Origin of the sequence: Staphylococcus saccharolyticus, from assembly GCF_900458815.1 — a bacterium.
In the GTDB taxonomy this organism is placed as follows: domain Bacteria; phylum Bacillota; class Bacilli; order Staphylococcales; family Staphylococcaceae; genus Staphylococcus; species Staphylococcus saccharolyticus.
In genome coordinates this window covers 1-19923 of the sequence record NZ_UHDZ01000002.1, presented here as the reverse complement: position 1 = coordinate 19923, position 19923 = coordinate 1, and the positions used below count along the sequence as shown (strand labels likewise).

General features: G+C 27.2%; 22 protein-coding genes and 2 pseudogenes. 5 read left to right on the top strand and 19 right to left on the bottom strand.

Going from position 1 to position 19923, the window contains the following annotated elements; genetic code table 11:
- The 7 genes from DYE57_RS11705 to DYE57_RS11675 all read right to left on the bottom strand — a co-directional run.
- On the bottom strand, positions 1-593 hold a 593-nt coding region (locus tag DYE57_RS11705), incomplete at its 3' end, for a class I SAM-dependent methyltransferase (protein WP_217422998.1).
- On the bottom strand, positions 586-810 hold the full coding sequence (locus tag DYE57_RS11700; RefSeq protein ID WP_115314168.1) for an acyl carrier protein: 225 nt from the start codon (positions 808-810) through the stop codon (positions 586-588). The genes DYE57_RS11705 and DYE57_RS11700, both read right to left, overlap by 8 nt.
- On the bottom strand, positions 803-1996 hold the full coding sequence (locus DYE57_RS11695) for a beta-ketoacyl synthase N-terminal-like domain-containing protein (RefSeq protein WP_115314167.1): 1194 nt from the start codon (positions 1994-1996) through the stop codon (positions 803-805). The genes DYE57_RS11700 and DYE57_RS11695 overlap by 8 nt, the downstream gene beginning before the upstream one ends.
- The gene (locus tag DYE57_RS11690; protein ID WP_115314166.1) at positions 1996-3231 is read right to left on the bottom strand and encodes a beta-ketoacyl-[acyl-carrier-protein] synthase family protein; all 1236 of its coding nucleotides are present in this window, start codon (positions 3229-3231) and stop codon (positions 1996-1998) included. Before DYE57_RS11690 ends, DYE57_RS11695 begins: the two co-directional genes overlap by 1 nt.
- 13 nt (positions 3232-3244) lie before the next feature.
- Positions 3245-3895 carry a ferritin-like domain-containing protein gene (locus DYE57_RS11685; RefSeq protein ID WP_115314165.1) on the bottom strand — a complete coding sequence of 217 codons (651 nt, stop codon included), beginning with the start codon at positions 3893-3895 and terminating at the stop codon, positions 3245-3247.
- Between the two features lies 1 nt (position 3896).
- Entirely contained in the window at positions 3897-4700 is an 804-nt protein-coding gene (locus DYE57_RS11680; RefSeq protein ID WP_115314164.1) for a class I SAM-dependent methyltransferase, read from the bottom strand.
- Between the two features lie 4 nt (positions 4701-4704).
- Positions 4705-5223, bottom strand: coding sequence for a cupin domain-containing protein (locus tag DYE57_RS11675; protein WP_115314163.1), 519 nt, complete (start codon positions 5221-5223; stop codon positions 4705-4707).
- Positions 5224-5300: 77 nt separating this feature from the next.
- Here DYE57_RS11675 and DYE57_RS11670 point away from each other — a divergent pair, with 77 nt between their 5' ends.
- Entirely contained in the window at positions 5301-6068 is a 768-nt protein-coding gene (locus tag DYE57_RS11670; RefSeq protein WP_115314162.1) for a TrmH family RNA methyltransferase, read from the top strand.
- A gap of 72 nt (positions 6069-6140) precedes the next feature.
- Here the strand turns inward: DYE57_RS11670 and DYE57_RS12940 are convergent, their stop codons facing one another.
- From DYE57_RS12940 to DYE57_RS11655, 3 genes and pseudogenes are all read right to left on the bottom strand, one after another.
- A complete protein-coding gene (locus tag DYE57_RS12940; protein ID WP_115314170.1) occupies positions 6141-6290 on the bottom strand; it encodes a DUF2992 family protein in 150 nt (49 codons plus the stop codon).
- Positions 6291-6787: 497 nt separating this feature from the next.
- Positions 6788-7464, bottom strand: a pseudogene (locus DYE57_RS11660) (IS6 family transposase).
- A gap of 140 nt (positions 7465-7604) precedes the next feature.
- Complete coding sequence (locus DYE57_RS11655) at positions 7605-8225, bottom strand: DUF536 domain-containing protein (RefSeq protein ID WP_115314161.1); 621 nt, start codon at positions 8223-8225, stop codon at positions 7605-7607.
- Between the two features lie 472 nt (positions 8226-8697).
- Here DYE57_RS11655 and DYE57_RS11650 point away from each other — a divergent pair, with 472 nt between their 5' ends.
- On the top strand, positions 8698-9666 hold the full coding sequence (locus tag DYE57_RS11650) for a replication initiator protein A (protein ID WP_115314160.1): 969 nt from the start codon (positions 8698-8700) through the stop codon (positions 9664-9666).
- 229 nt (positions 9667-9895) lie between these two features.
- The gene (locus DYE57_RS11645) at positions 9896-10456 is read left to right on the top strand and encodes an LOG family protein (protein WP_115314159.1); all 561 of its coding nucleotides are present in this window, start codon (positions 9896-9898) and stop codon (positions 10454-10456) included.
- Positions 10457-11451: 995 nt separating this feature from the next.
- Here DYE57_RS11645 and DYE57_RS11640 read toward each other — a convergent pair.
- A pseudogene (locus tag DYE57_RS11640) lies at positions 11452-11704 on the bottom strand (protein rep); the annotation flags it as partial.
- Positions 11705-12566: 862 nt separating this feature from the next.
- Between DYE57_RS11640 and DYE57_RS11630 the strand changes: the two are divergent.
- Together DYE57_RS11630 and DYE57_RS11625 are read left to right on the top strand one after the other, a co-directional pair.
- Positions 12567-12659, top strand: a complete 93-nt coding sequence (locus DYE57_RS11630) for a type I toxin-antitoxin system Fst family toxin (protein WP_001791613.1) — start codon at positions 12567-12569, stop codon at positions 12657-12659.
- Between the two features lie 483 nt (positions 12660-13142).
- Positions 13143-13748, top strand: coding sequence for a recombinase family protein (locus DYE57_RS11625; RefSeq protein ID WP_115314158.1), 606 nt, complete (start codon positions 13143-13145; stop codon positions 13746-13748).
- A gap of 401 nt (positions 13749-14149) precedes the next feature.
- Here the strand turns inward: DYE57_RS11625 and DYE57_RS11620 are convergent, their stop codons facing one another.
- From DYE57_RS11620 to DYE57_RS11585, 8 genes are all read right to left on the bottom strand, one after another.
- Positions 14150-15490 carry a salicylate synthase gene (locus DYE57_RS11620; protein WP_115314157.1) on the bottom strand — a complete coding sequence of 447 codons (1341 nt, stop codon included), beginning with the start codon at positions 15488-15490 and terminating at the stop codon, positions 14150-14152.
- Positions 15491-15507: 17 nt separating this feature from the next.
- On the bottom strand, positions 15508-16194 hold the full coding sequence (locus DYE57_RS11615; RefSeq protein ID WP_115314156.1) for an alpha/beta hydrolase: 687 nt from the start codon (positions 16192-16194) through the stop codon (positions 15508-15510).
- Positions 16175-16618 (bottom strand): SRPBCC family protein, encoded by a 444-nt coding sequence (locus DYE57_RS11610; RefSeq protein WP_115314155.1) that lies wholly within the window; start codon positions 16616-16618, stop codon positions 16175-16177. The genes DYE57_RS11615 and DYE57_RS11610 overlap by 20 nt, the downstream gene beginning before the upstream one ends.
- Positions 16615-17421 (bottom strand): cyclase family protein, encoded by an 807-nt coding sequence (locus DYE57_RS11605; protein WP_115314154.1) that lies wholly within the window; start codon positions 17419-17421, stop codon positions 16615-16617. Before DYE57_RS11605 ends, DYE57_RS11610 begins: the two co-directional genes overlap by 4 nt.
- Entirely contained in the window at positions 17408-17710 is a 303-nt protein-coding gene (locus DYE57_RS11600; protein WP_115314153.1) for a carboxymuconolactone decarboxylase family protein, read from the bottom strand. Before DYE57_RS11600 ends, DYE57_RS11605 begins: the two co-directional genes overlap by 14 nt.
- 2 nt (positions 17711-17712) lie before the next feature.
- Positions 17713-18084: a cupin domain-containing protein gene (locus DYE57_RS11595; protein WP_115314152.1), complete on the bottom strand. Its 372-nt coding sequence runs from the start codon at positions 18082-18084 to the stop codon at positions 17713-17715.
- Positions 18081-19529: an AMP-binding protein gene (locus DYE57_RS11590; RefSeq protein ID WP_115314151.1), complete on the bottom strand. Its 1449-nt coding sequence runs from the start codon at positions 19527-19529 to the stop codon at positions 18081-18083. The genes DYE57_RS11595 and DYE57_RS11590 overlap by 4 nt, the downstream gene beginning before the upstream one ends.
- Before the next feature lies 1 nt (position 19530).
- Positions 19531-19923: 4'-phosphopantetheinyl transferase superfamily protein (locus tag DYE57_RS11585; RefSeq protein ID WP_198913061.1), on the bottom strand; the 393-nt coding region annotated here is incomplete at its 5' end.

The window sequence follows — 19923 nt, the reverse complement described above, 5'->3', positions numbered from 1 at the left end:
ATACTAGACCATCCTAACGGACTATCACGTTGCTCAGTGGAAAATGAAAGCACCCTTTTTAATTCTTCTAAAATAAAATCATTTTGCAGAGTCTGAATTAATTCGTCAGATTTTATTCTTCTAGGTTGAGGACCTCCTGGAATTGCATCTGAAAAACATCTTAAAATTAAAAGACCATCTTTTTTTAAAACTCTACTTATTTCCTTAGTGTATTCTTTTCTTTCTTCATCAGTTAGGTGGTGAAAACATCCCTGATCACATACTGTGTCAAAACTATTATCTTCAAAAGGAAGATTAATGACATCTTCCACACTAAATTGAGGTTTGACATTGTATACTTCTGCTAACTTCTGAGCTTTTTCAATAGCGCTTGATGATATATCAATACCAGTGACTTTCATACCTCTAACAGATAAAAATACTGATTCTGTTCCTATACCACATCCTACTTCTAGTACTTCAGAGCCAGTAGGAATTACTTTCCTCCATACTAGATCAATTAATTCCGGGCTGGCTGTTCCAGCTACCCATTCATGCTCATTAGCCTGTTTTGTACTATAAGCTTGATTAAAATAGTCTCTCACATTACTCATTATTCATCTCCCCCTCTATTTTTTGTTTTAGTTCTTGAATTGTTAACTCTTCATTACTATTTAAAGATATGTCAACATTAAACTTCTTCTTCAATTCCAATCTTAAACTTACTAACTCAGCTGAATCTAAATACAAGTCAGAAATCAAATTTGTGTTATTATCCATTTCTTCTTCAATTCCCATTTGTTTTAATATTTCAATTATTTCATCAATCATTACATCTACCACCTTTTCTAAATAAACTTATGATACATTCTTTATCTTTTGATATTGAGATATTTAATATATAATTAATATCCTTTTTCGTATTTTTTCTTATTTTATAATCGCTAAACGATTCTCCCAGCATAAAATGAGGGGGTAATTCGCTTCTTTTCATAGAAAGAATAGATATAGCAGCATCAGTAGCTTTAGCTGCACCAAATAAGTGTCCAAAATAATGTTTAGTAACAGCTATAGGCGTGTTTTTAGAGAATATTTTTTTTAGAGATTCTATTTCAAAGTAATCTTCTTCTACTATGGAAGATCCTTCTGGTACTATAACGTCAATATCAGAACTTCGTAACTTCAGTTTCTTTAGCATTTTCGTAATAGTATTAACAAGAGTGATTTTGTTTTCAGATATATCAATATATCTAATATCTAATAAATAAGCATATATATCATCATCATCTATATTTTCCGCACTCTCTAAAGTTAATACTGCACTACCCTCTCCTAGGACTAATCCATCATTTTTTTTTCCTTTAAAAGGTAAGTAAGCATCTTTTATGCTTGTCACACTGCTCAAGTTACCAACACCATAATAGCACTGCAGTCCAAAAGTTGTTATTGGAGATTCAACTCCTCCAAATAGTATTAAACTATTTTTTTTCTTTTTTATGCATTTATTAGCAAAATACAAAGCTTGTGCATCACTCAGTCTGTCTGCTACAAAACTTTTACTATAACCTTTAAATTTATATGTAATTGATGTAAAACCTTGAGGAGCAGTCGGAAACCACGCAGTAGCTTGATAAGGATTCACTAATTTAGGATCATCCAAAAAGAACTCGAAAAAACCTTTTTCACATATATCCCACCCACCTGAGTTATTACCAAAGAAAATTCCTTTTTCATGTGGTGAATATTCAGTAATACATTTTCTATCTTCAATAGCTTCTTTTGCAGCGATAAGAGCTAAATGAATGAATCTATCAGATTGTTTTGCTAGTCTTTTGTTAATTCTATTCGATATATTACCCAGTATGTTTCCAACAAATAAAATATCACCTGCATTAATATCACTATTTTTAGTAGGTTTCACACCAGAAAGTCCTTTAAAAAAATTATCAGAAAATTCATTTTTGTTTTCACCTACAGAATTTATAATACCTATCCCTGTTATACAAGTTTTATTCATTACTCACCTTCCTCCTTTACTTTTTTTAATATAACAGCAGAATGTATCCCACCAAATCCACTAGCTGTAACTAAAGCATTATTCACTGTCTTATTAATACTGTAATTAGGTACATAGTTTAAATCGCATTTTTCATCATTATTATTTAAATTTATAGTGGGATGTATTTTCGATGTAACTATACTCATGATTGCTGAGATACATCCAAATAGGCTTGCTGAAGATAATGAATGTCCTATCATTGATTTAGTACTACTAATTGGTATCTTATATATATCCTTCCCAAAAAATTTTTTATATGCTTCTGTCTCAAATAAATCATTTTGCTTTGTAGAACTCCCATGTGCATTTATATAATCAATCGTTGTTTCTTTTCTTTTTTTAAACAAGATGTTCAACAATTCATACATATCCAAACCATCAGATTTTAGATTTGTCATGTGATTACCATTATTTATACTATGAAAGTCCTCTACTTCAGCATATATCCTGGCATTTCTATCTTTAGCATGGTTATACTCTTCTAAGACTAAAAAAGCTGATCCTTCACTAATTACAAATCCATTTCTATCTAAACTAAATGGGCAAGACGCATAATCAGAAGTATTTTTAGATAAACAACCTATAACGTCTAAAGTTGCATAAGTGAAATTTACTAAAGGCGCCTCTGATGCTCCTATCATACATATGTCTAAATCACCATCTATAATTTCTTCAAATCCTAATCCTAAACAGTCCATACCAGCTGTACAACCCGTTGATAAAGCTGTAGTAATTCCTTTTATCCCTAATTTTCTTTTTAATAATACATTTAATGTATGATACATACCAGAGTCATAAAAATGTGAGTCGTTGTTATTAAAAATTATATTGTCATTAACCAACAATTCCTCAAATTTATCTGCTACAGTTTGTGTTCCCCCTATTGCAGATGAAGAAATTAAACCTATTCTACTTTCATCCTGAATAGAATATATATCTAACCCAGAGTCCTTCCAAGCTGATTCTCCAGCATATAAACCGAATTTTATAAAATTGTCTAGCTTATCGCTATATTTATATAAATGTGATTTATCTTCAATTAATGCATGTGATGAACTTTTAAGCCCCATATCAATCATAGAATCACATTCGACAACAAAGTTCCTCCCTTCATTTAAATTTTTCCAAAATTCATCAACAGTTTTTCCAGCTGGAGAAGTTAAACCGATACCTGTTACTACAACTCTTCTCATAACCAAACTCCTTTTATATATTCACAAATACTTCCCTAGCCTCTCTCATTATTCTCATAGCTTCAACAGTTGCATCATAAGCTCTCTGTTGCTCTTCCTCTGTAACACAATACTTCTTTAACAGAGTTTTCCCAAAAGTCACATGGAAAAATTCGTCTTTAGAAATTTTATCTATAGTTTTCTTCATTTTTTCAGGCAACCTATCTAATGCAAATTCCATGAAACCTAATGCTGCACTTTCTGAAGCTATATTATGGGCAGCAAGACGTTCTTCTAGAGTTTTCAAGCCAGGATAATATTCTTCCATTAAATAAACCCATTCTCTAGGAGGAGTAAAATCATCAGGATTTTCGACATAGTCAGCTAAGTATTTCCTAAGCCATACATAGTGATTAGCTTCATCTTCTATTTGATGAGCAAAATCAACTAATGCATCAGATTTCTCTGTAGTCTTTAACCATCCTCCAATAAAATGGGTAGCAGCTTTTTCATAATATACCGCAAAATTCAGCCAGTGTTTTATAATAAACGGACTAAGTTCTTCTTTTTCATTTGAATCACCAGTATCTATAGTTAATTTTTCTCCTTTATCTTTTTGATCCTCCATTACCATTTCATATAATTTTTCAACAAATGTCTCACTATCTGTTCCAATAAAATTCATGTTAAAACTCCTTTTCTATTTCTATAAAGCTCATTTGATTACTGAATAAGTAATTTTCGTTTAAATACTTTAATTCAATGTGACTTCTATCAAATTCTTTTGAACTTATTTTATATTCCTTATTACTATATACAATGTCTTCTATATCTTTATAATTTAAATGTCCAACCCATTTTTCATTAATATTCCTCAAATACTTTATGTTTTCATTCGCTCCTTTACTAGAATTTTGATAAGCACCAGAACAAAGTATATCAAAATAAAATTTAAATTTTTTAAAATAATTTATTAAAGATGAAATTAAATATAAACTACTTTTTGGATTAATATAGTAAGATGAACCTTCCCATATTACTAATGTATCTTTAAACTTATCTATTCCTGCTTCATTTAATATTTGTAATAAATACGTAGCATCATCCTGTAAATCAAAAGAAATAAATTTCAGATTGCTCCTATTCATTTTTTTTAATAGACCTCGGCTAAATTCAATAGATTTAGGATGATCCACATAATAGATATCTACATCTTTATCAGCATATTCTATGGCTTTTGTATCAAGACCAGAACCTAAAACAATAATTTGCTCACCTGTAAATTTCACTATAGAATCAATAAAGTATAAACTTCTAACTAATATACTTCTCGAGAACATTCCTTTGGATTTATGTTCTAAGAATTCAAAATGTTTGTGTGTGTGATTTAATTTATCTATTAACTTGTCGGGATACTTTTCCTTGCTAATATTACTATTCTTAACCCTTGCCAAAAGTACTGCTATCATCGTCTCACTATAATTATTCATAATCTTATCCTATATCTATTTCAATTTTAGTTGGAGATTTTTCTGTTTTATAGAAGTACCTAATTGCCGCCATATTTTTGTCTTCTGTCAAATCAAACCATTGCCACGCGCACTCAGGAACCTGTAAAAATTCGCCCTTTTCTAAAGTAACTAAAATTTTATTACCATCATTTAATAAAAAACCAAATTCACATTTTCCATCTAACAGATACCAATACTCATTTTCAAAGTGAAAATGAATTGGAGAAAATTTATCTAAAATGAAATTAGTATACTTAAAATCCTTAGTTAAAATGACTAAGTCTCTTCTAAACCCATTTAAATTTGAAAAATTTCTTTCTAAGTTTTTGTAACTATCCATTAAATCTATCCTTGTATTCTCCGGTAGCGAATTATCCAAAACAGAATATTCTGTTTTTTTTAAATCAAACTTTCCGCTATTAATACCATATTCACTTAATATCTTACTTATTAAGTTCAAATTATCCGTTTCCTTTTTTCTATTATAATAATATAATTTCAATATAATACCCCCTTTTCTACTTACAGAATAAAATAACCTTTTAAATATTACAAGTTTTTATAGGAGGGAATATAAATATGATAAAAAAAATCAAAAAACTAAAAAGTGAAGAATTTGAAGAAATAAGAATTCTTAAAACTAACAAATCAAAATTATGTAAAAATAAAATTGTTTTGTTTTCTTTAAATCAAATAAAACAAGCATTAAAATTCAATATAGATATTAATTATATAGTTACTGATTCAAAAGATATATTATCATTTGCTGAGTCAAAGAATATAGACGGGTTTGAAACAACATCTGGTATTTTAAATAAATTACATAATTCTAAGAATAAAATTGATGTATTAGCCGTATGTCAAAAGAATGAAGATGGATTTTTATTAAATAATGATAACGTTATTATTTTAGATGATATTATAGATCATGGTAATATTGGAACTATTATCAGAACTGGAGTTGCTTATAATTATAATTGCTTTTTATATCCTAAAAGTGATTTCTATCCATATACTAATAAAATATTAAATTCATCAAGATGTACTAATCTCATATCTAATTTTAAGAATTTTGATAATGAATTAAAGTTATATAATTTTTTAAAAGAAAATAACTTTTTAATAATAACTACTTCTCCCCATGGTCACGAATTGAGTGAAGAAAAGTTAAATTATCTAAAAGCAAACTATAAAATAGCTTTGTTCTTAGGAAATGAAAAATATGGTGTTAAAGATTTTTTTATAAAAAATTCAGATTATAATTTTAGTTTAGAACTACGAAATAATGTAGAGTCATTAAATGTAGGTGTATTCGCAGGAATTTTGTTCGATAAATTAAATAGATAATTTATCGAACAAAATTAAATTTTCACTATATCTTTCAGTGCCCTGTATATTTCTTTTCAGACTTCATCCTTTTTATAAACCTTTGCTTTTCTTTTTGAATTTTCTTATTTTTCTTTCTTTTTTATTTATCTCTTGTTCTAACTTAAGTGCCTTTTGGGGTTGTGTAATTATTTTTGAGTTTTGTTCTTTTACAACTATACGTTGTAATCTTTTAGGATTTATTTTTTATATCCCACTTTTTCTGACCTTAACTTTACTTCTACTTACCATCATTAGGTTCTTGATCAAATATATATTTAGGGAAAATTCTTTGTAATTGTTTATATTAGTTAATTAGATATTTACTATTATTTCTATTTAATATTCCAATAAAATTAATAAGATAGAAGTCATCAGCTGAATTATTTATGAATCAAAATAAATATTATATACATTAATGTTATTCTTGAGTACACTTATATCTAATGTGCTGAGTGAACTTATAATGATGTACATTGTACACCTTAAGAACAAACACAATAACTAATGAAAACATGTAAAAAAACCTCCCATACCGAGGCGACGGTTGGAGGTTTTTTTACATGTTTTCATTAGTTATTTCATTAATAGATTATCGCGAAATACATCAATTGTAAATGTAGGAGAACATATTTTCACTGGTTCTGTTGCAAAGTCAGAAAAAGTATAACTGATTATCATTTTAACATGGTAGTGTTCTCTTAACTGACCAACATGTGACTAATTTCGTAGAACAGCGAAAATCCATAAATCTGAAGAAGCCTACAATTCTTTTATATAGACCGTAAATACATTCAATACCTTTTAAAATATTCTTTGCCATATTGATACTTTGATACCTTGTCTTTCTTTCTCACTTTAATATGACGGTGATTATGCTCAATGAAGTTATTAAGATATTTAGAAGTACAATGACAGTTAGGTTTAAGTTTAAAATTTTTAATCAATTTAGACATTGCCACCTTCGTTGAAGGTGCCTGGTCGGTAATCATCATTCGAGGCTTACCAAATTGTTTAATAAGTCATTTAATAAACGCATATGCTGAATGATTATCTTGTTTGTTATGTAACCAAATATCAATGTATGACCATCTGTATCAATTGCACGATATAAATAGCACCATTTTCCTTTTATTTTGATGTATGTCTCATCAACACGCCATTTATAATAGGCTTTTTTATGCTTTTTCTTCCAAATTTGATACAAAATAGGAGCATATTCTTGAACCCAACGGTAGATCGTTGAATGATGAACGTTAACACCACGTTTGCTTAATATTTCAGATATATCACGATAACTAAGTGCGTATCTTAGGTAGTAGCCAACGGCTACAGTGATTACGTCTTTATTAAATTTCTTATATCTAAAATAATTCATAGAGAAGGCTCCTTTTTTTGTTAAAATTATACTATAAAATTAACTTTGCAACAGAACCCTTTACATAGGCTACGATTATCAGAAAGTTTCTTTATAAAAAGGACAATAAGTTTATAATTTGTCGTCCCTTTTACTTATCATTAATTACCAAACAGGCGGTTCCAAAGTCCTTTTTTAGGTGTTGCTTCTTCTCCGTTTTTCTTCTCTTTATTGACATCATTATTTTCAATTTCTATGTCTGTTGGTTGGCGTTTCTTTTGTTGTTGGTTGATATTTTGAGATTCTTCAGTAAAAGTTGCTTCTTGCAGATTAATATTCTGTCTATCATTAGTCGATGTATCAAAAGAATAATTAAGCTGTTTTTCTTCTTCTAATTGACTTTCTAGTTTTTGAATCTTTTTATTACTTTCTAAAGCTAATATTTGTTGATTTTCTAGAAGTCTATTCAATGTCTTTATCTGTTCTTTATCTCTGTTTGACTGCTCTTTATATATATCTAGTTGGTTATATAAATGCTTTATCGTTTCATCTTTTACAGAACTATCATTGTTGGGTTTGGTTTCTACCTTTTTTTCATTATCGAAGTAATCACTTTTATTTTGATTTTTTTTAATTCTATTAGCTATTATAATTTCATCTTCGGCAGATAAATAATTTACGTTTTCAATCTTTTGAAATTTCACATTTGCTTTTTTAGCATTATTATAAACAGTCATCTTTGTTACGTTTAATTCATCAGCGATTTGCTTCATACTCTTCATATAATGCCTCCATATAATTATATATAATATTTATACCATTATATACCTTCTATACTTGTAAGTACATTGTTTTATAGAAAATTTATATATAGTTTTACATATAATCGTATAAAAATCGTTTCGCATATATATATCATTTATACTTGATATATCTGGTGTTATATAGGTTTATACGTTATATATATTATAGACTTCTGTATATGAGAATATTATTTTTAAAATACATACAATCAAATGCATATAAACAATTTAACAAACCTTTAAAAAGTGTTACTATAAATATATAAAGAGACCTGACTACGGGAATAGTCAAGTCTCTTCGGTAATAAAACAAGTGCTTTGTTTGTTTATATAGTTGTTATAATCTTATTATATATACTAAGAATTATTAGTGCAAGTCGAATACATATAAACATACTTATAACTTTTTTATTACCTCTTTTCAAAACTTAAATATGAAAGAGGTTTTTCTATGTCAAACTTTAACATTAAAGAAATCCAAAAAGAGAAATTCTATCAATTACCTAAAGTATTTTTTACTAATCCTAAATATACTAATTTGTCTAATGATGCCAAAATAACTTGGTCGATATTGAGAGATCGTTTAGATTTATCTATAAGAAATAACTGGGTAGATGAAAATGGAGATATATTTTTTATTTATACCAATGAAAAACTCAAGTCGATATTAAATATTAGTAGTCCAAATAAATTATCAAAAATAAAAAAAGAATTAGCTCAAGCTAATTTATTTAGTCAAATAAGAGTTGGTTTAAATAAACCTAATAAATTATATATTAAAAAGCCGGAAGTAACAGAGACTGACGTATACTATATTTTAAAACAAGAAAATGATGTAGAAGACCGATATAACAAGGACGTATCATTATCATACATCCAGAAATATGATAATGATACGTCAAGAAATATTAATAAGATATCTCATGACATATCAAAAGAATACAATAATGATACTGAACTTAATAATACTGACCATATAAAGACTAATAATAATGATATGAATGACTTGAATGATACTTCAACCAAAACATATTCGAATCATACAAATCATAAAAATACTAAATTTAATAATGATGCTTTAAAATTTCAAATACTCGAAGAACTACCAAATCAAATTAAAGATTATCTAAGCAATTTTGAAATTAGAGAGATTCGTATTATTAAAAGTATCTTACTTAAAGGAAAGAAATCTTTTAATAATACACATGATACATATTATCGTTTAGAAGAAGTTGAGTTTGAAATTGTCAGTGTCTTAAAACGTTTTAAAGCTATGTTATTACAAAAAAATGAATCTGTTGAAGCTATGCAAGGTTATTTAATGCAATCGATTAAATCAGAACTAGAAGAAAAACATGCGTTAAATATGCGTCGTCAAAACATATCTAAGTACAATATTTTCCATGAAAAATTTAAATAATTTGTGAGAATAAAAATACATCATAGTATCATTGTTAAAACAGGAGATAAAAAAGAACTTCTTAAAAACCTTAGAATATTAATCAAGAAAGATAGATTGAGAACTCAACTTTTTGGAGGTGTGTTATTGAGCTATTTCTATATAGTATCAAGACAAGAAGAAACTCGTTTTACTCGTTTCAAAATGGTCCCTCCTAGTTTAATAACATAAGAAAAAAGGAGTAATAAAAATGAATATTATAGTTTATTGTGGAGCAAGCAAAGGAAACAAAAAAGAATACGAAAATAATGCAATTCAATTAGGTGAATGGATAGCTAAAAATAATCACACTTTAGTTTTCGGTGGCGGGAATGCAGGATTAATGGGAACAATTGCAAATACTGTAATACATAATAACGGAAAAACAATCGGTGTAATGCCTACGTTCTTACAACAAAGAGAACTAGCACATGACAAGTTAGACGAACTAATAATCGTAGAAAGTATGTCAGAAAGAAAAGAAGTTATTTTAGAAAAAGGGGACGTATGTATAGCACTTCCAGGTGGTCCAGGAACTCTAGAAGAAATAACTGAAGTTGTATCATGGTCAAGAGTTGGACAAAACAATAACCCATGTATCTTTTTCAACACAAATAACTATTATTCCCTTATCGAACAATTCTACGATCAAATGGTTTCAAACGAATTTTTAACTCAAGAAGATAGAAATAAAATACTATTTTCAAAATCTTTCAAAGAAATCGAAGAATTTATAAAGAACTATAAAGCACCAAAGGTGAGAACTTATTAATCAAAGTTACCTTATTGACGTTGAGCCTCCGAAGTCTTAACAGTCTTTAAGTTTAATTAAAAATTTTCCTCTACATCAATAAATTTTCTCGTCATAAATGTATCATTTAATATCTTTTGACCAACCAATAAATAAAATTAAAGTACTCAAAAAATAAAGAAGCAACTCTTTTTCAAAAGCTTTATCACAAATATTATTTAAATCTTAAATGTCTTTATTTTGAATTTTAAAGAATTAAGATGAGTATTATTTACCTAAAACTTATATTGGTTCTTAAAACGCAAATGTGAGCTAAATAAATATAATTTCATTTTACAAACTAAACTTTTGCATAAATTCGTTTCAAAAAAACAAAAAATCTCACCATTGAATAGTTTTTGAATGAACTAAAAATAAATAAGTGTTAAAGTAAAAAATATAGTATTATCCGCATTCATCATTAAGTCTTTTAACATGAAGTAATTCTTCGACTACTCATTTTTTGAGTAGTCTTTTTATTTTGCATTTTAAGCCTTTTCTAGGAAATTTAATTTTTCCACGAAAAACCAATTGAAATTTTTTCGTTCAACAGAGAAGCTATAAAGTACTTTAAAATTTATTTTTCAAAACTTTTAAAAGGCCAAATGAAGTTTTTATATTGATGAATCTTCTTAATAGAAAAACTAAAAACTGGAGAAATAGATGTATAATGCAACTTTAGTATTTTTAAGAGCATAAGGAAATCCTACACAAAAACGTCTCCATTCGGTATCCATTTTCGTTAGAGATGGTTTATTTGACAGTGTCAAAAAGGATTCCTAAATCTGTGTATAAATCCGAGGTAAAACTAAAAAATGGCTACCATATAGATACAAAAACACCCCCTAATTTTAAAATTGTCTCCCAAATGGCTACCTAAGAAGGTAGCCATTTGGGAGACAAAATCAATAAATAAGGTAGTCATTTTTATAAAAGTCTTTCAAAAAGTTAATAATTTTTTCGCTAACTCTACATTTTTTTAAGAAGTAATTTTGCTTTTCAAAATTCCAAATTGTTGTAATTGAATGTACTTTTTCTTTTTCATTAGTTGTTTTATCTTTATCATTTGTTTGAATTAAATTACCATCTTCAGCATCATCTAAATTTAAAAAGTTTATGTTTTTGTTTAAGCGGTTCACCGTAACTTAACATACGTTTTCGATATAATCCTTGTTCTAAATTGTTAACAATTTCTGCATCTTTCTCATGGCCTATTGTTAAATTATTAGACTATTTAATCAAATATTTTAATCAAAGAGAGATTAAAATATTTTTTACCCTTACTTATTTTTGGGATGGTTAAGAGTTTAAAAAAACAACATCAATAAAATAATTTCAATGCTAATTCTGTATTAATTTTATGGTTAACAAAATTAGCATTATTAGACTAACAATAATTATTACTAGATTGATTAAGTTTATAAAAATGTTTAATGTTTTCTTGTCCTTGTATTCTGGACTTTTATATAGAAGCATGTAATACATAAACAAATTTGCTGTAAACATTCCGAATATTGAAGCGAAGATTCCAAAATGTATTTCCATAAAACCATTTTGAATTAAAAAATATGAGAATGAAATTATTAAAAATAATAAGATTTCGTAAATTAAAAGTACCATGTTTTTTCTCCTATAAATTAATGATAAGTTGTATTTGACAAACCAAATTTTACAGGTAGTATTGAAGAGGCTGCTACAGATTGGTTAAAGAGCATTGGAGTTCCTGGATGGATTGCACAAGTTGTTATTCAAACTATTTCTTTCTTTTTAGTTTAATTTTTTATCTTGTTTTCAGTTTAGAGTTGTGTAACCTACACAATGTGTCATTATACTCATTTTAATTGTCTGTCAAAGAGACGGTTAAATTAAGTACACTTATTTACTTATTTGAGATGTATTTAAGCACTATAATAAACTTGAAATATACTTATAAATTATCTTTTTTGTCTCTGGATTTTGTAGAAATAAATATCAATGCATAACATAAAATCACATATCGGAAGTTATCTATTATCGAATATTCAGAGATGATATAATATATGAGTCGCCTATCTCTCAGGCGTCAATTGACGAAGAGAGGAGGTGCATTACTTTGCTAATCATTTTCGTTCACATCATAGCACCAGTCATCAGTGGCTGTGCTGTTGCGTATTATACTTATTGGCTTAGTAAACGCAACAAATAATTAATAGGCGACTTTATAAGCCAGCATCGAAAAAATCCCCACACTATTGCAGTAGTGTGGGGATTGGTGCATTAATTGTTAATCATTTTCGTTATCTAGATTATAACACTGGTTAGTAGAGAAATGCAAAAATATCTTATTAACTTTGTTTATATGGACTATTTATTATTCTTCTCTAACTTTCAGTAATGTTATCCCATGAATCCTTCCAATTTTCATTTATAAATCTGTACGGTTTATATGTTTTTTCATTAGACAGCGGATTATATCCGAGTATATCTTCAATACACTCTTCTAATAAGCATTAAATTAATTTTAATACTGAACTTTTTCCAGTGTTATTTGGCACAAAAAGAAAAGTAGTATCTTCACAGATTACTTTTGATAATTATAAGTACACCCTAATCACACAAATAAAGTTGTTGAATTTATAGCAACTAAAACGTATGATTAGGGTGTATATTAATTACGAGGTGGAAATCAATGATTGTTGGCTATGCGAGAGTATCATCTATCGATCAAAAATTAGAAAGACAACGGGAGAATTTAAAAGCATTTGGCGCAGAAAAAATATTTACAGAAAAGCAATCTGGTAAATCTATTGAAAATAGACCGATATTTCAAGAAGCACTTAACTTTGTGAGAATGGGAGATCGGTTTGTCGTAGAATCAATTGATCGTTTAGGTCGTAATTATGATGAAATTATCAGAACTGTAAATTATTTAAAGAAAAAAGACGTACATCTAATGATTACAAGTTTACCTATGATGAATGAGGTCATTGATAATCCTTTGTTAGATAAATTTATGAAAGATTTAATCGTTCAAATATTAGCGATGGTTTCAGAACAAGAAAGAAATGAAAGCAAGCGTAGACAAGCACAAGGCATTAAAATTGCGAAAGAACAAGGTGTATATAAAGGGCGCCCATTATTGTATTCTCCGAATGCAAAAGATCCACAAAAACGCATTATCTATCATCGAGTTGTAGAAATGTTAGAACAAGGCAATGCAATTAGTAAAATTGCTAAAGAAGTTAATATAACAAGACAAACTGTTTATAGAATTAAAAGGAATTGCAAAATGTAACGTTTTTGTCAAGTGGGATTGATTGGTTAATTTATAAAAATCAAGGTACTTATATTATCCTAGTCCCTTCTTAATATAGTCATATACAGTTTTGAAAATAAAAGTATTAAATTACTAAAAAACGATTTAAATCATTGAATGTATTTTCAATAGAACAATCATGGTGCTTAGGTATACTAATAGCTAGATTTAATGTGTTATGAGAGTCAAGTAGAATAATAATTTTATAAAAATTCTGTTATCTTTAAAGATTAAATAGAGTGTGATTTAATAATTTAGTTTATTAATGAATTAAAAGAATCTCAATAACTATTTATAGTAGTTGTTGAGATTCGATACCATGATTCAATCAAGTTAATTATTAATTAACTTGATTATGTCAGAAAATCAGATTTAAATCATCAATATACAATATTGTTGATGATTGAGGTCAACTTTTCACATGTCTCTGTAAACTCTCTTTCAGGATTAGAGCTTTTAATAATACCTGCACCAGCACGCAAATACGTTTCCTTATCATTTTGAAAAACACTTCGTAAAGCAAGTGCTACATCAAGACCTTCTTTATCGTTTAAAAGAAAAATACCACCACTGTATAATTCTCTTGGAGTATTCTCATATTTGTTAATAGCTAGAAGACTTTCTTTTTTAGGTATTCCTGTAGAAGTAACTGCTGGAAAAAGAGATTGGATGGCATGATAATAATTTTTATCTTCTTTTAAATGTCCTGATACTATAGATCCTAAATGTTGAACAGAACCCCTTTCATAAACATCCATGTACTTTTCTACTTTGACACTTTGGAGATTGCAAATTTTTTCCATTTCTAAAAATGATAATTTTACAGACATGGCATGCTCAGCTATCTCTTTCAAGTCATTTTTCAAGTCATTTTTTAATAAGAAATCATTCTCATTGCCTTCAAGTTTTCTAGTTCCGGCTAATGGGAATGTATAAACATAATTGTCTTTGACTTCTAATATTGTTTCTGGACTATATCCAAAAGATTCTAAACCATTAAATTCAAATAAGAATGACCGAGCTGGAGTATTATTATTTAAACCAATTAAATAGCTTTTAAGCATATTAACTTTATTAGGTATATTAACTTTTCTAGATAGAATAACTTTTGAATAATTAAGTGCTTTAATATCATCAATCGCCTTTCCAACGATACTTTTATATGCTTTTTTGTCCTTATAAATTATTGTCTTATCAACAAAATTATTTGTCTGTAAATCTAAGTTATCATTTTTAGCAGTAAACTCAATATCCTTCAATAAGTTATCTTTATAATAATTAATATACATACTCCCTTTTTCTATTATAACTTCCATTTCCGGAACAAAAAAAGAAGCAAGTGTATCTGTATTTTTATTATCTATATCGTATATCTTATAAGACAAAGAAAAATTGATAATGCCAAAGATAGATATTTTCTTCTTTAAATTATATAATTCTGTTACAAGATGATTTATATTTTCTTCATTTAGTTCTGAGTTTCTTTTATTTTCATTTTTATGATCAATAATTGTACACTCATTCGTTATATTTACGGTATACATAGGTTTTATACCAATAAACACTTTACAGTCTTTTTCGTAAACCATATAGTCACATTTCAATTTTTTCTTAATGTAATTTAATATTAAAGATTTTGTATCTTTTTCACTTAAATAATTTAAGTGATATTTTTCTTTCTGATATTCTAAAGAATTAATCTTATCTAGTAATATTCTCACTATATCACTTCCTTAAGTTATAATATTTTATGTTTTTCTAATATACTCTTGACTTTATTCGCCTCTTCTAAATGAGAATAGTGGTTAGAACCTATTAATTCATAAGAAATACAATTTTGAAGTATCGACTCTAAATTTTTAATTTTTCTTCTCGAAATTATTCTATCGTTTTTGCTATATATTAATATGTACTTGCATTCATTAGAGAAATTGTCAACTTCAAAATAAATAGGTTTTTCTCCAATGCATACTTTCGACATATTAATGTCATTTTTAAGTTTTTTTTGTATAGTATATTCTTTATTTTTAAGTATTTTGTCATCAAATGACTTGTAATTTATTGCGGGATTTATTCTCATTATATGACAACTATTGATTAATATTACATTTCTTATATTAATATATTTACTATTAGTAAGATTAAGTGCCAATGCTCCTCCCAGGGAATGACCAATTAAATTGATATCTCTTAGATTTAAAGTTTTTATCAATTTTTCTATTTTTAACGTATATTTTTTGAAATTGAAATTAGTTATGTCATCTGAAAAGCCATGACTAGGTAAATCAACTACGAGATAATTTTTATTAATGTTTAAAAAGTACTCCCATTGAAATAAAGAACCATTTAATCCATGTATAAAAACATTTGTAATTTCACTACTAGATACCTTGTTTAATTTAAAATTAATCCCATACTTTTTCATTACTTTCCAACTTTTCTTTTATGATATTTTGTTGTTTTTTTGTATTTTTATCTAAAAAATCTTTCATTTCTTTTTCAGCTTTAGGGAAATCCTTGTGAGGTTTAAATTCTTGTATCCAAGTCATTTTAGTTTTATTTTCATTTAATTTCTCATATTCCCACCTTATATCCATTGATTCGAATGGAAACATAGGATATAATCGTTTAGCTATAGCGACATTCTTTTTATAGTCAATGTTTCTCCAAGATATCCACTCTTTATCATGAAGGTTTTTCAATCTAAATATTAGCGTATTGTTGTGTCTAAGTAAAACTTCAGTTTCTTTGTACTCTGAAAAGAGATTTTTCCAATTATCTATATCATTAGTTTTATTAAATACAAAATCTATATTTTTTTCTATTGTCACAGTATTATAAATCTTCATTTTTCATTCTCCTTAATCAATATTGCATTTGCTCTAATCCAACTTGCTTCTCCATTAATTATTTTTAGAGGAGGGCCATTAAAAATAAAATTTTTACTAGGTAATAAATGTAAATTATTCATTCTTTCTATTTGTATATATTCTCTTTTTCGTCCATAGAAATGTGTAGGCCATAAGTGAGAGGAGTCTTTAGTCTCATTATATTTCTGAATCATTTTTGGAAAAGATACATCAAATCCAAAAGTATCGATACCTATAACTTTAACTCCTTTATTCAAAATATAATCTAGTGCGTCTAATTCTATATTAATATTTATATTCTTATATTCAGGTAGCCCCCAAAACTTTGAATATCCTGTTTCAATTAATACAATAGTATTAGTATTTATTTTTAAATTTTTTTTGAGAATTTCTTGTTTTAACATTTTTTTTGTAATGGAATAAGGTTCTGTTAAATTACTAAAGTCTAATTTAACACCTTCGTTAATAAACCATTCTAAAGGGAGATCATCTACCGTTTTAGATGGTTTTCCCTCACACTTGCTACCATAATGATATGGAGCATCTATATGTGTTCCGGTGTGACACGACATAGTAATTATATCTCGAGCCAGGAATTCATTATCGGGGAAAATGTGTTCATCCCACTTATCGTCTTTTTTTAAATCATATTTTTTATTAACTAATTGTGAAAATTGTTTTGCTCCATTTTTATGATCTAAAAAATTATGTTTCACTCCAAAAGGCTCATTATCATTTGCTTCTATAGGAACAGATAAATCTATTATTTTATAGTTTTTCATTTTCAGTGATAATCTCCTTTGCAATATCTAATGATGAATTTATATTTACTATCCCAACAACAGGTAATCCTAATACAATCGATGAATATATTTCATCTTTATCTGCGCCTAAGTTTAAAGCTCTAATAACATGTGTTTTTAAGCCTCTTTCGTATCCGTGAGATGCAAAAATACCAATTAATATTAATTCATTTTGTTTTTCACTATAGGCAGAACATTTTTGTATATTATTTGTCATTGAAAAAAATGTATTTGCTATTTCTGGAAAATTGTTAATTAAATTTTTCACAATTATACCTCCTTTAGTTTACGATGTCCCTGTTCTTTAGTAGGAGCTAGAGGTGAAGAACAAAAGAGTACTGTTAATATTTCATCAGTATTATTATATATTTTATGCTTTGTACCTTTAGGAATATATACGCAATCATCTTTTTTAAAAAAAATAGATTTTTTATCAGAAACTATTTTACCGATTCCTTGCAATACAAAAAAACATTCATCACTATAATCATGAACATGTTTTTCTATAATTTCTTTAGGATATACTTTGCTAATTCCCATTATCATATTGTTAGACCCTCCATTTGAGGGGGTAAGTAACATTTGTAATGTACCGTTAAGATGTTTAATTTCTTCAGTATCATTTAGATTGACTTTTTTCAATTAAGATCATCCTTTAGTTTTAGTTCATTAATTTTATCATTTGCATTACGAGGTATATTATCTAGAAAGATTATTTCTATATTTAAATTATTCATACCTCCTATCTCTCTAATATCCTTTCTAACTGATTTTTCTATAATTTCTTTTTTTAACATCTTATCTTTAGCTACAAGAAATATTCTGATTTTAAAAGTGTTTTTTGCTTCTTGTTTTGTGACATGAACATATTCTATTAAATTATTTTGATTCAGCTTCAAATATATAGTTTTTAAATCTATCCATAGACCTTTATTCTTAAATGTAGTTCCTGTTCTACCAATAAAATATAAATAGCCATTACAATCTTCTTCAAAAATATCATTAGTGTTAAAATATTTTTTACATTCATTATCATTGACCCGATATTTAAATTTACTAGGCCCACTAATGTTTAATTCAAACTGCTTATCATTTATATATTCTTTTTTGATAGAGTATCCATCGAGCAATTTACCATTTGAATCAATCTTGTTTTTTTCTTTTGAATTGCTTATATAAACATGTAATAATTCCGTGGACCCAAAACTTTCAACAATATTTTGATTGAAATATTTATACCATTTTTCTTGGGTGATCATATCCATTTTTTCAGCAGCTGATACAAATAATCTTACTGAGCTTAAATTGGGAACGAAATAGTTCTCAAAAATTTTTATAAACTCTTTATATATATAAGGGATACCAAAAATTATGGTAGGATTATTTTTTTTACAAGTTTCTAAATTGTCTAAAATATCTATATTATATGACAAAATACTTGTAGCACCATAATAAAGGGGGAGATATAATGAATTACCTAAACCATATGCAAATGTCATGTTAGAAGGAGAAAATATAACATCATATTTTGTTAGATGTAAAATTTTTTCTCCATAACTTTTACACACGTGGAAAATACTGTTGCTATCATGAACATATCCTTTTGGAATACCACTACTACCTGAAGTATGAAGTATAAATTCACTCTTTGTATTTGGACAAGTTTTCAAAAAATCCTTTTTATTATTTTCCGGAATATCATGTTCGAAATCTTTAATATTGAAAATATTATCTCTATTAATATTCTCAGTATTTAACTTCTTTTTATGTTGTTCTTTTGTCAGTATTGAAAAACTAGAATATTTACTTATAATATTATTCATCATCTCATAGTCTAACTTACTGTTAATAAAAACAATTTTTTTACCTATTAGCCATAATGCGAGTGTATTAGTAACAAAGTCTAAAGAATTTTCAAGTATTAATAATACCATTTTATCAGTTAGTTGATATTGCATATTTTTAGCTCTTTTAAGTACCTCTTTATAAAGCTCTTTATAAGTTAGTTTCTGGTCATTATATATAAATGCTATTCTTTGAGGATTTTCATATAAATTTTTAGTAAGTAGTACTTTGGAAATATTCATCTTACACTCCTTTATCACCTATCAATAATACTTTAGTAATAATCAAATTTCTTGTTATTGTAAAATCCGAATTGATTAAAATGACATTTTTCTCATGCAATATCTCAGAAAAATTTTCTTTAACAGAAACATTCTCTATGTAGTTGCCATTCAAAGAAAATTCTATCTTTTTTAGTTCTGATAACTTAGAATTGAATCCTATACCTAATGCCTTGGTTAAAGACTCTTTCAGACTAAACAAAATGAATAAATTCATTTTGTTTAGTTCAATATAATTCAGTTCTTTTTCAGTGAAAATGAGAGATAACTCTTGTTTTGTAAATTGAAAAAAAAGTTTTCTCATTTTGTCTACTTCACAAATATCAATTCCAATGCCTACTATCTTTTCACCCAA